This is a genomic window from Streptomyces coeruleorubidus (genome assembly GCF_008705135.1).
Taxonomy (GTDB): Bacteria; Actinomycetota; Actinomycetes; order Streptomycetales; family Streptomycetaceae; genus Streptomyces; species Streptomyces coeruleofuscus.
In genome coordinates, this window is record NZ_CP023694.1 from 2,798,208 (window position 1) to 2,812,668 (window position 14,461).

Annotated in this window: 17 protein-coding genes and 1 pseudogene; 9 read left to right on the plus strand and 9 right to left on the minus strand. The window is 71.1% G+C overall.

The window, feature by feature from the left end; all coding sequences use genetic code 11:
* Positions 1-14 precede the first annotated feature (14 nt).
* The gene (locus CP976_RS12980) at positions 15-245 is read right to left on the minus strand and encodes a hypothetical protein (protein ID WP_150480500.1); all 231 of its coding nucleotides are present in this window, start codon (positions 243-245) and stop codon (positions 15-17) included.
* A gap of 58 nt (positions 246-303) precedes the next feature.
* Between CP976_RS12980 and map the strand changes: the two genes are divergently transcribed.
* The gene (gene map, locus CP976_RS12985) at positions 304-1,161 is read left to right on the plus strand and encodes a type I methionyl aminopeptidase (RefSeq protein WP_150480501.1); all 858 of its coding nucleotides are present in this window, start codon (positions 304-306) and stop codon (positions 1,159-1,161) included.
* A gap of 119 nt (positions 1,162-1,280) precedes the next feature.
* On the plus strand, positions 1,281-1,928 hold the full coding sequence (locus tag CP976_RS12990) for a biliverdin-producing heme oxygenase (protein ID WP_150480502.1): 648 nt from the start codon (positions 1,281-1,283) through the stop codon (positions 1,926-1,928).
* A 3-nt stretch (positions 1,929-1,931) separates the two neighbouring features.
* On the opposite strand, the gene CP976_RS12995 is transcribed toward CP976_RS12990, so the two are convergent.
* The gene (locus tag CP976_RS12995; RefSeq protein ID WP_150480503.1) at positions 1,932-2,576 is read right to left on the minus strand and encodes a PhzF family phenazine biosynthesis protein; all 645 of its coding nucleotides are present in this window, start codon (positions 2,574-2,576) and stop codon (positions 1,932-1,934) included.
* Between the two features lie 347 nt (positions 2,577-2,923).
* On the opposite strand from CP976_RS12995, the gene CP976_RS13000 reads away from it, so the two are divergent.
* Positions 2,924-3,925 carry an SCO2278 family lipoprotein gene (locus tag CP976_RS13000; RefSeq protein ID WP_150480504.1) on the plus strand — a complete coding sequence of 334 codons (1,002 nt, stop codon included), beginning with the start codon at positions 2,924-2,926 and terminating at the stop codon, positions 3,923-3,925.
* A gap of 18 nt (positions 3,926-3,943) precedes the next feature.
* Here CP976_RS13000 and CP976_RS13005 read toward each other — a convergent pair whose 3' ends face one another.
* The gene (locus CP976_RS13005; RefSeq protein WP_150480505.1) at positions 3,944-4,681 is read right to left on the minus strand and encodes a bifunctional DNA primase/polymerase; all 738 of its coding nucleotides are present in this window, start codon (positions 4,679-4,681) and stop codon (positions 3,944-3,946) included.
* Positions 4,682-4,891: 210 nt separating this feature from the next.
* Between CP976_RS13005 and CP976_RS13010 the strand changes: the two genes are divergently transcribed.
* Entirely contained in the window at positions 4,892-5,788 is an 897-nt protein-coding gene (locus CP976_RS13010) for a glycerophosphodiester phosphodiesterase (protein WP_150480506.1), read from the plus strand.
* On the opposite strand, the gene CP976_RS13015 is transcribed toward CP976_RS13010, so the two are convergent.
* Entirely contained in the window at positions 5,767-6,411 is a 645-nt protein-coding gene (locus tag CP976_RS13015) for a TetR/AcrR family transcriptional regulator (protein WP_150480507.1), read from the minus strand. The two genes, CP976_RS13010 and CP976_RS13015, sit on opposite strands and share 22 nt — an antisense overlap.
* A gap of 107 nt (positions 6,412-6,518) precedes the next feature.
* Between CP976_RS13015 and CP976_RS13020 the strand changes: the two genes are divergently transcribed.
* A complete protein-coding gene (locus CP976_RS13020) occupies positions 6,519-6,722 on the plus strand; it encodes a DUF6243 family protein (RefSeq protein ID WP_190146806.1) in 204 nt (67 codons plus the stop codon).
* Positions 6,723-6,839: 117 nt separating this feature from the next.
* A complete protein-coding gene (locus CP976_RS13025) occupies positions 6,840-8,210 on the plus strand; it encodes a S28 family serine protease (protein WP_150480508.1) in 1,371 nt (456 codons plus the stop codon).
* Here the strand turns inward: CP976_RS13025 and CP976_RS13030 are convergent.
* Positions 8,177-8,530 (minus strand): hypothetical protein, encoded by a 354-nt coding sequence (locus CP976_RS13030; RefSeq protein ID WP_150480509.1) that lies wholly within the window; start codon positions 8,528-8,530, stop codon positions 8,177-8,179. The two genes, CP976_RS13025 and CP976_RS13030, sit on opposite strands and share 34 nt — an antisense overlap.
* A gap of 83 nt (positions 8,531-8,613) precedes the next feature.
* On the minus strand, positions 8,614-9,600 hold the full coding sequence (locus tag CP976_RS13035; protein ID WP_150480510.1) for a small ribosomal subunit Rsm22 family protein: 987 nt from the start codon (positions 9,598-9,600) through the stop codon (positions 8,614-8,616).
* Positions 9,601-9,740: 140 nt separating this feature from the next.
* Between CP976_RS13035 and CP976_RS13040 the strand changes: the two genes are divergently transcribed.
* The 3 genes from CP976_RS13040 to CP976_RS13050 all read left to right on the plus strand — a co-directional run bounded on the left by CP976_RS13040 (position 9,741) and on the right by CP976_RS13050 (position 11,131).
* Entirely contained in the window at positions 9,741-10,187 is a 447-nt protein-coding gene (locus CP976_RS13040) for an SRPBCC family protein (protein ID WP_150480511.1), read from the plus strand.
* Between the two features lie 267 nt (positions 10,188-10,454).
* Positions 10,455-10,736, plus strand: a complete 282-nt coding sequence (locus CP976_RS13045) for a hypothetical protein (RefSeq protein ID WP_150480512.1) — start codon at positions 10,455-10,457, stop codon at positions 10,734-10,736.
* Entirely contained in the window at positions 10,733-11,131 is a 399-nt protein-coding gene (locus CP976_RS13050) for a type II toxin-antitoxin system VapC family toxin (protein WP_150480513.1), read from the plus strand. The genes CP976_RS13045 and CP976_RS13050 overlap by 4 nt, the downstream gene beginning before the upstream one ends.
* Before the next feature lie 689 nt (positions 11,132-11,820).
* Here the strand turns inward: CP976_RS13050 and CP976_RS43280 are convergent.
* The 3 genes and pseudogenes from CP976_RS43280 to CP976_RS13070 form a co-directional block, all read right to left on the minus strand.
* Positions 11,821-11,973: pseudogene (locus CP976_RS43280) on the minus strand (IS5/IS1182 family transposase); the annotation flags it as partial.
* Positions 11,974-11,988: 15 nt separating this feature from the next.
* The gene (locus CP976_RS13065; RefSeq protein ID WP_150480514.1) at positions 11,989-13,104 is read right to left on the minus strand and encodes a serine hydrolase domain-containing protein; all 1,116 of its coding nucleotides are present in this window, start codon (positions 13,102-13,104) and stop codon (positions 11,989-11,991) included.
* Between the two features lie 11 nt (positions 13,105-13,115).
* Positions 13,116-14,459, minus strand: a complete 1,344-nt coding sequence (locus CP976_RS13070; protein ID WP_150480515.1) for a multidrug effflux MFS transporter — start codon at positions 14,457-14,459, stop codon at positions 13,116-13,118.
* Positions 14,460-14,461 lie beyond the last annotated feature (2 nt).

Sequence of the window (14,461 nt, forward strand, 5' to 3'; positions counted from 1 at the left end):
CCGCCGGGGTGCGCCTACTCCTCGTTCCGGCCGCCCGCAGGGGCGTCGTGCCACTTGGGGTCGTTCTCCCACTGGAGGTTGCGTGCGCGGGCGGTCTCCATCGCGTGTTCGGCTTCCGGACGGGAGGCGTACGGTCCGAACCGGTCCTTGTTGGGGCACTCCGGCCCCTCCTCGACCTTCTTGTGCTCCAGGCAGTAGTACCACTCGCCCGGCTTGCCGACCGTCCGCTTCTTGAACAGGGCCATGACCAGCTCCTCTCGCCACCGTCATGTTCCCCCATGGCCGCTGGTTAGACTCGCTGGCATGTCTGGCCAGTCGCTGCTCGTACCGGGGGAGCTGTCCCCCACCCGTCCCGTGCCCGGAAACATCCGTCGCCCCGAGTACGTCGGCAAGCCCGCGCCGACGCCGTACACCGGACCGGAGGTGCAGACGCCCGAGACGATCGAGGCGATGCGGTTCGCCGGCCGGATCGCCGCCCGGGCGATGGCGGCGGCCGCGAAGCTGATCGCCCCCGGGGTGACCACGGACGAGCTGGACAGGGTGGCGCACGAGTACATGTGCGACCACGGCGCCTATCCCTCGACGCTCGGCTACCGGGGCTTCCCTAAGTCGCTGTGCAGTTCGGTCAACGAGGTGATCTGCCACGGCATCCCGGACTCGACGGTCCTGCGCGACGGCGACATCGTCAACCTCGACGTGACGGCGTACATCGGCGGTGTGCACGGCGACAACAACGCGACCTACCTGGTCGGTGACGTCGACGAGGAGTCGCGGCTGCTGGTGGAGCGGACCCGGGAGTCCCTCGACCGGGCGATCAAGGCGGTCAAGCCGGGCCGGCAGATCAACATCATCGGCCGGGTCATCGAGTCGTACGCCAAGCGCTTCGGCTACGGGGTGGTCCGGGACTTCACCGGCCACGGCATCAACAGCTCGTTCCACTCGGGCCTGATCATCCCGCACTACGACAGCCCGCACGCGACGACGGTCATCCAGCCCGGGATGACGTTCACGATCGAGCCGATGCTGACGCTCGGGACGCACGAGTACGACATGTGGGACGACGGCTGGACGGTCGTGACGAAGGACCGGAAGCGGACGGCCCAGTTCGAGCACACGCTGGTCGTGACGGAGACGGGCGCGGAGATCCTCACGCTGCCCTGATCACCGATCACCGATCACCGAGCCCGCCCTGCCAGGGCGGGCTTTCTCTTGTACGCTTTTACCGACAGGGCGTCGGCAAACCCATTGACTTAGGTAAGCCTTACCCAGAGGATGAGCCCATGGAATCCTTCTCGACCCTCATTCGGACCGCTTCCCGCGAGCAGCACGAGGAGGTCAGGGGCTCGACGTTCATGAGCGACCTGCTGGGGCACAAACTGGGGGTCGACGCGTTCGCCCGCTACACGGAGCAGCTCTGGTTCGTGTACGGGGCCCTGGAGTCCGGCGCCGAGCAACTGGCCGGGGACCCGGTGGCCGGCCCGTTCGTCCGCCCGGAGCTGTTCCGGATGGCCTCGCTGGAACAGGACCTGGAGTACCTGCGCGGCCCCGATTGGCGATCGGGCGTCAGCGCGCTGCCCGCCACCCTGGAGTACGCGCGGCGGATCTCCGACTGCGCCCGCACCTGGCCGGCCGGCTACGTCGCCCACCACTACACCCGCTACCTCGGTGACCTCTCCGGCGGGCAGATCATCCGCGACACGGCCGAGAGGACGTGGGGTTTCCCGAAGAAGGGCGACGGGGTCCGCTTCTACGTGTTCGAGGAGATCCCCAACCCGGCCGCCTTCAAGCGGGATTACTGGGAGCTGCTGGACGCGGTCCCCGGCGACGAGCTGGAGCGGCAGCGGATCGTGTCCGAGTGCCGGCGGGCGTACGCGATGAACAACGCGGTGTTCCAGGCGCTGGGCGAGGAGTTCCCGCTGTCGGCGTGAGCGTCAGCGTTCGAGACGGACCCGGCCGCCGACCTCGGTCCATCCGCCCGGCTGGGGCGCGGTCAGGATCTGGGAGCCCGCGCCCTGGGTGATGTTGAGGGCCCGGCCGAGCCGGTCGGTGAGCAGCAGGGGCGCCGCCCCGGTCGCCTCGTCCTCGTCGATCCCGTCACCGCGTCCGGGGAAGGCCCGGGCCCGAACCCGTCCGGCGGGCTCGTCCTCCCACGCCCAGGCGTACACCCACTCCCCCGGCGGCGGCACGGCCAGGCCGTCGACCTCGGCGGCGCTGCCGTACTGCCGCAGGGTGCGCTGCGGCACCCACTCCGCCCGTGCCTCGATCCAGCAGAACTCCCCGTCCTGCCGGGCACCGGCCACCCCGGCGGGCGTGACCAGCTCGGGCACGTCGAGCAGCCAGGCCGTCCCGACACACGGGTGCCCGGCGAAGGGCAGGCGCAGGGTGGGCGTGTAGATGTCGATCACACCGCGCTCGGGGTCGTCGACGAACACGGTCTCGCTGAACCCGAGTTTCGCGGCGAACTCCTGCCGGTCCCTCCGCTCGGGCAGCAGCGAACCCTCGCGCACGACACCGAGTTCGTTGCCGTATCCACCGTTCGGCCCGCAGAAGACGCGGAGCACGTCGTAGTCAGTCACGGGGGCATTCAAACATCGCCCGGGCGGCCAGGTCGTCCCAGGTGGCCGGACCGCCGGGAGGGGCCGGGCGACGGTACGGGCCGCTTGCTGTCACCGGCGAGATTCCGACAGCGTCGGACGGCGACAACACCGGCCGGCGAGAGCCGAGGCCGGGGCGCCGCGCAACTCGGCGCCGACGCGGTGCCGTTGCGCCCACCCGTGCCGCCCTGGCGGCACCTCCCAGGCCCTTGAGGCACTGAGGGAGGCACGAACGCCCGCAGCCAAGGCACAGGCACACCCACCCCCGCCCGACCGCCGGAGGCAACCGGTAGGGTTCGCCTCCGGAAAGGGGAAGGTGAAGGAACCCGATGAGCAGGGATCGCGACCCTCGAACGCTCCGCAGGTCCGCCCGGAGCGCCCTCATAGCAGCCTCGGTGACCGCTTTGTCGGCGACGGCGAGCGGATGCGTCGTGGTGCACGGCGAACGGGAGATCCTCCCGTCCACGACCCGCGCCGAAGCCGCCAAGGCCCTCCAGGAGTTCACGACCGCGTACAACGAGGCCGACAAGGCCTACGACGCCTCCCTGGACTCCGACCACACCACCGGGGCCCTGGCCGACATCGACTCGGCCCGTCTGAAGGCCGGGAAGGCGAACAACCCGGACGGCAACCCGAACCACTCGCCCCTGAAGCTGACGGACGCGAAGTACACGATCCCCAAGAAGGCCGGCTGGCCCCGCTGGTTCCTCGTCGACGCGGCCGGCAACAAGGGCGGCACGGCCCGCTGGCTGCTGGTGTTCACCCGCAGCAGCCTGGACGACCCCTTCCAGGTGGCGTACCTCACCCTCGTCACACCGGGCAAGGTCCCGGAGTTCAAGAAGGACGCGGACGGCTGGGCCGAGTCCGTCCCGGTGAACTCGACCGGCCTGGCCGCCGATCCCGGCGGTCTGAGCCGGGACTACACGGCCTACCTCAAGAACGGCGGAGACACGTTCGCGGACGGTTTCCACACCAGTCAGTGGCGCGCCCTGCGCGAGAAGAACTCCAAGAAGCCGGGCCTGGTCACCCAGTACATCGACGAACCGCTGACGAACGGCGACTACCAGCCCCTCGCCCTGCGCACGGCGGACGGCGGCGCGCTGGTGTTCTTCACCACACGGCACTACGAGAAGCAGACGGCCTACGCGGGCACGTCGTTCCCCGTCCCCAACAAGGACGTTCTCGCGCTGACGACCGGCGAGATCAAGCAGTCCCTCTTGATGGAGTTCGTCTCCAACGAGGTGGCGCTGGACCCGCCGAAGGGCAGCGGCAGCCAGAAGGTGACGATCCTCGGCCGGATCCAGGGAATGACGTCGGCGGAAGGCTCGTAGGGGCGGAGCGGGACCGGCTCAGTGCCGTCGCACCGGCCAGGCCGACCCGGCATGGTCGGCGTCCTCACCGGCGTACCGGGCACAGGCCTCGGTCAGGGTCTCCAGCAGGGTCAGCGGATCCGGGAGCGGATGCTCGGGCCCGCGCACCCAGTGCACGGTCCGGTCCTCACCGGGCAGCCGCGCCGGCGGGACGAGGACGTAGGAGCCGCGGCAGTGCCACCGCAGCCCGGGGTGCTCGTCCATCGTCTCGGGGTGGCAGTCCAGTTCGCACGGCCACCACTCGTCCTCGTCCTCGGGCGTCCCGCGGGTGAGGGTGAAGAACAGCATGCGGCCGTCGTCGCTCTCGGCGACGGGGCCGACCTCGACCCCGCCGGCCAGCAGCCGCTCCAACGCACTGCGACCGGCATCCAGGGGCACGTCCAGGACGTCGTGCACCATGCCGGTCGCGGTGATGAAGTTGGCCTGCGGCTGATGGCGGGCCCAGCGTTCGATCTGGGCGCGGTCGGTGGTCGACTGCGTCTGCCAGGCGAAGGACACCGGATGCCGGGCCGGGGTGGGACAGCCGACGCGGTCGCAGGAGCAGCGGTAGCCGGCCGGGTGCGCGGCGGGCGCGAGCGGCAGTCCGGCGCCGGCGGCGGCGAGCAGCAGGTCCTCACGGCCGCCGTCACCGGCGGTCTCCTTCGGCCGGCGCCCGGCGCGCAGCCACTGGGTGAGTTTGCCCTGTAGGCCGGTCCTGCCGCCGTACTCCGCGCTCATCTATCCCCTCGCCTCGCTGTCGTGCGGAACAGCATGCCTCATGGTCCCATCTTCCCGCGCGCCGGGGGGCCAGTGCCCACATCCGGGGCAGGAGGGCCGAGACATGTACCGGTGGGGCGAGGCATATGCCCGTGGGGCGAGGCGTACTCCGCACCGTGATCGGGTGTCATTGCCCGCTTTGCCGCGACATGGCGCCCTACCGTGGTCGCCATGCTCACAAGGATCGCGCTGACGGGCCTCGCCTCCGCGGTTTCGGTGGTCTCGCTGACCCTCACGGGACCGGCCGGCGCCGCCCCGGCCCTGCCGGCGGGCATCCGTCCACCGGCGGGGCACACCCGCCCGCTGGAGTGGGGCACCGGCCCCCTGACCGTGGCGGCGCTCCCCCGGATCGCGTACGTCGCCCACCGCGGCGGCGCCCGCGAGGTCCCCGAGAACAGCATGACGGGGCTGATGGCCGCCTACGAGCGCGGTACGGCGCAGGTGCTGGACTTCGACACGCGGTCGCTGCGCGACGGGACGCCCGTGGTGTTCCACGACGAGACCCTGAACCGCACCACGTACCTGGGCGGCGAGGTGCGCGGCCTCGACGCCCGGGAGTGGCAGGGCGTCCGGCTGCGCCCGAAGGACGCCCTGCCCGGCAGCTGGCGGTCGGAACGGCCGCCGACGGTCGCGGAGGTGCTGGATCGTTTCGGCGGGCGGATCGTGCTGATGCTGGAGGCGAAGGACCCGGGCAGCCTCGACCGGCTGGCCGGGCTGATCCGGGCCCGCGGACTGACCCGCTCGGTGTTCGTGAACTCCAACGACCCGGAGGTGGCCCGGCGCGCCCATCGCCTGGGCCTGCTCGCCCAGTTGTGGCGCTCGGCGCGGCAACTGCGCACGGACCGCCCGGAGCGCTGGCGGTCGTACGTGGACCTGCTGGACGTGGACCACCGGGCGCGGGACGCGGACCTCGTGCGGGCGGTGCGCTCGGGGATCCGGCGGGTGTGGGCGCACACCGTGGTGACGGACGCGCAGCGGGACCGGGTGCTGGCGCTGGGCTGTGACGGGGTGATCACGGACGCGCCGGGGCGCCTCGCGCGGGCCGCTCAGCGGGGCGCGAGGCCGTGAAGGGCGTAGTCGACGAGGGTGTCGGTGTACTCGTAGGAGATCGGGCCGGTGTGCTGGAGCCAGCGCTGGGCGAGCGGGGAGATGAAGAACTCCAGGGCGATGCGCGGGTCGACGTCGGACCGCACCTGCCCGGCGTCCTGTGCGGCTCGCAGCCGTTCCATGTACAGGTCGAGTGAGGGCTGCATCAGCTTGGCGACCAGCTCGCGCCCGAGTTGCTCGTTGACGACGCCCTCGGCGGCCAGCGCGCGGGACGGTGCCTCGAACCTCGGGTCGCGCAACTGGTCGACGGTGGCGCGCAGGACGCCTTTGACGTCGGCGGCGACGTCGCCGGTGTCGGGGAAGGCGTACGGCTCCGGTCCCGCTTCCCGCAGGGACTGCTCGCCCAGGTCGAGGAACGCCTCCATCAGCACGTCCGCCTTCGACGACCACCAGCGGTAGATCGTCTGCTTGCCGACGCCGGCGCGGGCGGCGATGCCCTCGATGGTGGTCTTCGGATACCCGGCCTCCACGACGAGCGAGAGGGCGGCGTCGTAGATGGCGCGGCGGGACTTCTCACTGCGCCGGGTGGAGTCGGGGGCGGGCTTGGCGGGGGCGGGCGGGGCGGAGTCTTTCTGTACGGGCATGGATCGAATTTAACAGGTTGACAAGACGGAGCGTCTCGCGGACAGTGGAGCAACATGAACGAGACGAACCGTCTCGTCGCGGAGAAGGATCAGGGAAGGAGCCCGACATGACCCGAGGTGGAGCCGGAAACCTGCTGGGTGTCGGCGGATCACGCCAGAAGCTCGGCCGCAAGGCGCTGCGCGGCGGCGGCCGGGGCGGCCGGATCGGCGGCGGCCTCGACCCGCAGGCCCAGAAGCGCGAGCTGCTGCGCAAGCTCCAGGAGAAGCGCCGGCAACAGCAGGAGGGCGGTACGACCGACAAGTCGTCGTGAGCCTCCCCCGCCCGGGGGAGGCGGTCCCCTCGCGCGAGGGATCCTCCCGGGACGTCCGGCGGATGTACTGAACGCGGTCGTGACACCGCGGCCGACGGACACCCGGGAGGACTCACGATGCGCGTGTGGACGAGACGACGACTGCTCACTTCGGCGGCGACGGCCGTCACGGCGGCGGGTCTCGCCGCGACGACGGCCCTGCCCGCCCGGGCGGCGGCCGGAGCGGCCCGTCCCGGCACCCGCGACATCGCGGACGCGCTGCGGGCACTGCCCGGACTGCGGCTGATCGAGGAGCGGCAGGACGCCGAACCGGGCTACCGGCACTTCGTCCTGGGCCTGCGCCAGCCGGTCGACCACGGGAACCCCGCGGCCGGCACCTTCGAGCAGCGCCTCACCCTGCTGCACACCGCCGCCGACCGTCCCATGGTCCTCACCACCACGGGCTACCACGCGGTCCTCTCGCCCTGGCGGAGCGAACCGACGATCCTGCTCGGCGCCAACCAACTCCAGGTGGAACACCGCTACTTCGGCACGTCACGCCCGGCGGGGACCGGCTACGCCCACCTCACGATCCGCCAGGCCGCCGACGACCACCACCGCGTCGTCCGCCTCTTCCGCCGGCTCTACTCCGGCGCGTGGATCTCCACCGGTGGCAGCAAGGGCGGCACGGCGACGGTCTACCACCGCCGCTTCCACCCCCAGGACGTGGACGGCACGGTGGTCTACTCGGCCCCGAACAACGTCGACGACCGCGACAACTCCGCCTACCTGCGCTTCCTGGAGACGGTCGGCACCCCCGCGGGCCGCGAGGCCGTCAAGTCCGCACAGCGGCGGCTGTTGCTCAAACGGGCCGAGATGGTCGCCCGTTACGAGGCCTGGGCGGCCGCCACCAACGACACCTTCCGCATCATCGGCAGCGCCGACCAGGCCTTCGAAATCGCCGTGCTGCGCGTGCTGTTCATGTTCTGGCAGCGGGGCAGCGCGGCCGACGTCGCCACGATCCCCGGCCCGGAGGCGACGGCCGACGAGCTGTACACCTGGCTCGACGACACGGCGGGGCTGCATTTCTACGCCGACACGGCGGCGCGGCGGTACATCCCGTACTGGTACCAGATCGGCACGCAGCTGGGGTACGGCGACGTCCCCACCGACCATGTCGCGGACCTGATGCGCCACTCCGGCGGCATCGAGGCGCGCAACTTCGTCCCCCGGGACATCCCCATGGCCTTCGACGCGGCAGCCATGCCGGACATCGACCGCTGGGTCCGCCGGCACGGCAGCCGGCTGCTGGTCGTCAACGGCACCCAAGACCCGTCCGTGGCCGAGTACTTCAGCCCCGGCGGCCGCGACTCAGGGGTCCTCTGGGTCCCGGGAGGCAACCACAACATCGAGATCGCGAACCTGTCCCCCGCCGACCGGGCGTCGGCGGAGGAGGCGTTGTCCCGCTGGGCCGGTCAGGAGTACTTCACGCAGACGTTGGGCACGTAGCCCACGGTGCCGCGGTAGTTGACCTTGCGCCAGTAGTGGTAGCTCTTGATCCCGCAGGCGTTCTTGTACGAGCCGCCGTCGACACCCTTGATGTCACAGCCCTTGGTGCCCTTGTACCAGAGGCGCAGGATGGTCGACTTGGTGCTGGCCGACTTGCGCACATTGACGTTCGAAAGCGCCGTGAGGCTCTTGCACTTCGCCGTGGCCGCGACGGTGGTCATGTCGTCGCTCCGTACGGTCGCCGTGCCGGAGGCACTCGGCACGAACCCGGCCAGGGCCAGGGCCGCCACCGCCACCGGGGCGATCAGAAGCTTCTTCAAAGGTTCCTCCCGTTTCTTTGGTGCGCATTGCTCACGCCCGAAGGCGCGGAGTTGATCTTATGCGTACCTGACAGGAGTCCCGATCATGGTGCCGGCGGCCAGGCGTCGCCCCAGTCCGCGTCTCGTGCCGCCTTGTAAAGATCGCCGTGGCGTTTGGTGACGGTGGTGCGGTGCAGGGACGGTTCGGTCTCGCACAGGTCGAGGAGGACCTGGCCCTTGCGGATCTGCGGGCGCCGCACGACACGGGAGGGTGCCGGGGTGACGGGGAAGCGGGCGGCGGCTACGTAACTGAACTTCTCGTCCTCGTAGGGCAGGGAGCCGCCCTTGACCTGGCGGTGCAGGGAGGAACGGCTGACCCGGGCGGAGAAGTGGCACCAGTCCGTGCCCGGGGCGATGGGGCAGCCGGCGCTGTGCGGGCAGGGGGCGGCGACGTGGAAGCCGGCGCCGATCAGCCGGTCGCGGGCCTCGATGACGCGGGCGTAACCGTCGGGGGTGCCGGGCTCGACGATCACGACGGCCTGAGCCGCGGTCGCGGCGGCGTCGACGAGGGCGGTGCGGTCGGGGGCGGTCAGCTCGTTGAGGACGTAGGAGACGGTAACGAGATCAGTGCTCTCCAGGGTGAGCGCCGCTCCGATCCGAGAGCGCTGCCACCGTACGTCCCGCAGGGCCGGGTCGGCCGCGGCGATCTCCCGGCCGAGCGCGAGCGCGGGCTCGGCCCAGTCGAGCACGGTGACGGGCCGCTTCCCGCCCCAGGTCGCGCTCACGGCCCAGGCCGCGGCACCCGTACCGCCACCGAGGTCGGTGTGCGATCCGGGCACCCACCCGGGCACGGCATCCGCGAACGCCTCCAGCGCGGAACGGACCGCCTCGAAGGTCGCGGGCATGCGGTAAGCCGCGTAGGCGGCGACATCGGCCCGGTCGCGGAGGATGGGAGCGTCGGTCGGGGTCGCCCCCCGGTAGCTGGCGATCAGCCGCTCCACCGCCTGCGCGGCCTGCCGGGGCGGCAGCCCGTCGAGCAGACCGGCGAGGGCGGCGCGGAGGGTTTCGGCCGGGGGTGCGGGGGCGTTCACCCGGCGATTCTACGAGGGCCCGGGCCCGGAGACTCACCCGTCCGGACCGGTCGGACGGTGCACGTGGTGCGTCGGCATGACGCTGGAACCATGTTCTCGAAGTTCTCGCGTCGAGCTCACAGCCGCCCAGGAGCGTGATCATGGCCCGGAGCCGCCGTCTGATCCTGAGCCCGCCGTCCGAAGTCTGGCGTCTGCTGTGCGACGGCCACCGCTACGGGGAGTGGGTGACAGGAACCCGGCAGGTCCTCGCCGCGGACCCGCACTGGCCAGAGGTGGGCGCCCGGCTGAAGGTCCGCGTCGGCGCCGGCCCTCTCACCCTCGACGACACCTGCGTCGTCCGCGTCTGCGAACCGCCCCACCGCCTGGAACTGGAGGCGAAGGCTGACCCCTTCGGCGCGGCCCGCATCGCCATGAGGCTGCTCCCCTGGGGCGAGCACACTCGCTTCACCCTCGACTGGCACCCGCTCCGGGGTCCCGGCACGCGGATGCACGGACTGCCCGTGGATTACGTCGTCGCGGTCCGGAACGGCATGATGCTGACGAAGTTGGCGCGGATCGCGGTGCGGGAGGGTGGCGGGGGCGTTTGAGGCACTGCTGCACGGCCCCGGGTGCCGAGACTCTCCGATCACAGATGACGATGCTGTCGCCGTCGCCGGTTGCGTGACTGGCGACCGGCTCCACGAGGGTATCGGCGGGATCGGCGCGGCCCTGACCACGGAGCCCGAGATCATCTTTGGAGGGGCGTTGCGGCCGCATAGCCATTACGAGGCTCTGGCAGGGGTCCTCCGTCATCCGGTCAGAGCCTCGTGATGCACTTGGCACCACTATGCCATTTCCTATGGCACACTCGCAGTGTGACTGATGACGACGTTGACTTCCTGCCCGGCGACGGCCCCACTAGCGGTATCTCCGTCACTCTGACCGCCGGAACTCTGCAAGCGATCCGTGAGCGGGTCGGCAAGCGGGGCGTCTCGGCGTACCTGGAGAAGGCGGCCCAACGGCAGATCGAGCGGGACAACCTGGACGAGCTGATCGCGGACTTCGACAAGATGCACGGCCCCGCTGACCCCGAGGCCGTGGCGGCCAAGCGTGCCCGGCTGACCGGCGGCGCTTCAAATGCCGGGGCGGCCGCGTGAGCGGTGTTCTGGTCCTGGACAGCGAGGGCCTGGCGAAGGCTGTACAGCGTGATCGGGAAATCCATGAGTGGCTGACGGCGGCTCGCGACGCGGACCTACCCGTGATCACCTCGGCGGCGGTGCTGGTCGAGGTGATCCACCCGAAGATCAACGAAGCCGCACTCAAGTGGACCCTGTCCCGCCTGAGTATCGAGCCGGTGACCCAGGCCGTCGCGCAATCCGCTGCCGCTTTGCTGCGTACAGCGGGGCTACACGGCCACAAGTACGCTATCGACGCCATGCTGTGCGCGACCGCCCTGCAACATCCCGGCCGGGTGACGATCCTGACTTGCGATGTAGAAGACGTCGGGCTGCTCGCTGCCGAGCATCCGCGCGTGAGTGCGGAGAAGGTCTGAGCCGAGGCGTGTGTTGGAGAGACGGCGCTCGCTGTGCGGAGGTTGCGTTCGCCTCGCCGAGCCGGAGCGGATGAACGGGCGGCGCGTCCAGGGCGACACCGAGTCGGAGGCCGGAACTCGGACTGCAAAAGCACAGGGGGCAGGCGCAGAAGCAATCACAGGCATCTGCTGTAGCGCCAGAAGAAGCCCCCGCCGACCCACACAATCAGCGTTCTGCCACGAATCTGGCATGCTGGACAGCTCAACAGGTTGGTATCCCCGGCGCCACGATGCACGATGTCGGCGACCGCGTGGAGGTGCGGTTGGGGGACGCGACGCTCAGCCTGCATGGACGTCGAGGACCGCTCCAGCCGACGCTGGGACAGTCCGCATGAGCTGGGACAACGTGACGCTGGTGATCCTCGCTGCTTCTGGCTGCGTCATGCTGCTACTGACGCAGATCGCCGAGGTGCTGTCCAAGCTTCCTGAGATCATCCGAGCTTGGCGTGAGGTACGGCGCGCTCTTCAAGCGGGGCCAGACGATCTCCCTGAAGTGCAGGGCTCGCCAGAGGCTGACGATCCCGCCCGTGTGTCTGAGGGGGAAAACGCCCCGAGGACCGTCGCTGCGCCCGACAGACCGAGCCGAGGGCGGCGGCCAAGGACCAGGTGTCAGGCGGAAACGCGGGGGGTCCGCTAACTCTCCCAAGCGTTGAGACGCAGGGCTCAAGGCCCTCTGCTCGGGAAGCGTGAGTGTTGGCGGCCGAGACGCCGACGACCAGGGGCAGTCCGTTCGCGTCCGACAGGACGTGCATCGTGAAACCCGGCTTGCCCCGGTCCACGGGGCTCGGACCTGTGAGTTCCCCCCTTTGTATTCCCTCTCACATCCCCCGCACCGCCCGAGCCACCCGCGACCCCGCCGCCGCCCTCGGCGCGCTGTCCGGGCGGCGGCGACGGGGATGGACCGTGTTGGTGAGGAGGATCAGGAACGTGTCCGTCGCCGGGTCGAGGACGAGGGACGTGCCCGTGAAGCCCGTGTGGCCCGCCGCGCCGCGGCCCGCCAGGTCGCCCATGAACCACGGCTGGTCGAGGGAGAAGCCCAGGCCCGGTGGGGTGAAGAGGAGGTCGACGAAGTCGGGGCCGAGGATGCGGGCGGGGCCGTAGGAGCCGCCGGCGAGGAGGGCGCGGCAGAACACCGCGAGGTCCCGGCCGGTGGAGAAGAGGCCCGCGTGGCCCGCCACGCCGCCCAGCGCCCAGGCGTTCTCGTCGTGCACCTCGCCCCGCAGCATCCCCCGGTCCGCCTTGGCCCACGGCCGCCGCTGGTCCTCGGTCGCCGCCGCCCCGAGGCACGGCCCGAACTCCGTCGCCGTCATGCCCAGCGGCCGGGTGATGCCGTCGCGGAAGAGGACGTCGAGCGTGCGGCCGGTGATGCGTTCCAGGACGTGCTGGAGGAGCAGCATGTTCAGGTCGGAGTAGCCGTACGTGCCCGGTGGACCGACCGGCGCCTCCGTGCGCAGCGCCGCCAGCCGCCCGGCCGCGTCGGCGCAGTCGTACAGCGGGAGTTCGGGGCGCAGCCCGGAGGTGTGGGTGAGCAGCTGCCGTACGGTGATGCCGTGGCGGGCGGCCGCCGTGAAGTCGGGCAGGTACGCGCCCACCTTCGCGTCGATGCCCAGGGTGCCGCGCTCGATCTGCTGCACGGCGGCCACGGCTGTGAACAGTTTGGTCAGGGACGCCAGGTCGAAGGGGGTGCCGACGGTCATCGGGACCCGCTCCTCGGGCGGCAGTTCCACACCCGCGTCGGTGGCCTCGTCGTAGGCCGCGTAGCGGACGGCCCAGCCCGCCGCCTCCTCGACCGCGATCACCGGGCCGCGGCCGACGACCACGACCGCGCCGGGCGCCCAGGGGCGCTGCCCGGTGGTGAGGACGTGGACCTCCCGGACCAGGTGACGCAGTTCCCCGGGGTCGAGTCCGGCCCGTTCCGGTGTGCCGTCGCGCAGTCTTGGTGCGCTCAGCTGTCTGCTCCCTCCACGCTCGCGCCCCTGCTGTCCGTCTTCCCGTCCGTCTTGCTGTCCATCTCCCTGTCAGACTTCCAGGGTCGGCACATTCCCACGAAGCAGGCCAGTGCCACCAGGGCGGCGGCCAGTTGGACGACGGCCATCGGGACGGCCGTGTCCTCCCCGGCGACGCCGACGAGCGGGGAGGCGATCGCGCCGATGAGGAACGACGACGTGCCGAGCAGGGCGGACGCCGAGCCGGCGGCGTGCTTGGTGCGCATCAGGGCGAGGGCCTGGGTGTTGGGCAGGGTGATGCCCATCGCGGACATCAGCACGAACAGCGCGACGGCGACGGGCGCGAGGCCGACCTCGCCGAACACGCCGAGGGACATCAGCAGCAGCGCGGTCGCGGCGGTGATGACGATGGCCAGGCCGATCCCCAGGACGCGGTCCAGGCTGACCCGGCCGACGAGGATCTTGCCGTTGATCTGGCCGACGAGGACCAGTCCGACCGAGTTGACGCCGAACAGCAGGCTGAACGTCTGCGGGGAGGCGCCGTAGATCTCCTGGATGACGAACGGGGACGCGGAGATGTAGGCGAAGAGGGCGGCGAAGGCGAAGCCGCCGGTGAGGGTGTAGCCGGCGAAGGAGCGGTCGGCGAGCAGGCCGCGCATCGAGCGCAGCGCCTCGCCGACGCCGCCGCTGTGGCGCTGCGCGGGCGGCAGGGTCTCGGGGAGCCTCGTCCAGACCAGGGCTCCGATCAGGATGCCGATGGCCGTGAGGACGACGAACACGCCCCGCCAGTCCGTCACGCGCAGGACCTGCCCGCCGATGAGCGGCGCCACGATCGGGGCGACCCCCGAGATCAGCATGAGGGTGGAGAAGAACCGGGCCATGGCCATGCCGTCGTACAGGTCGCGGACGACGGCCCGGGCGATGACGATGGCGGCCGCGCCCGCGAGGCCCTGCGCCAGCCGGAAGGCGACGAGGAGTTCGACGGTGGGCGCGAGCGCGCACAGGACGGTGGCGACGACGAAGACGCCGAGTCCGGCGAGGAGGGGGCGGCGGCGTCCCCAGCGGTCGCTCATCGGACCCACGACGAGCTGGCCGAGCGCCATGCCGGCCAGGCAGGTGGTGAGGGTGAGCTGGACGGTCGCAGCGGGGGCGTGCAGGGCGCGGGTGACCTCCGGCAGGGCCGGGAGGTACATGTCCATCGCCAGCGGGGGTACGGCGGTCAGGCCGCCGAGGAGGAAGGTGACCAGGAGCCCGGTGCGGCGGTGCGCTGTGAGGCCGGGGGGCTCCGCCCCGGCTGCGGCCCCCTGCGCGGTGTTCGGTATGGACGCCCCACCCTCGGGCATGA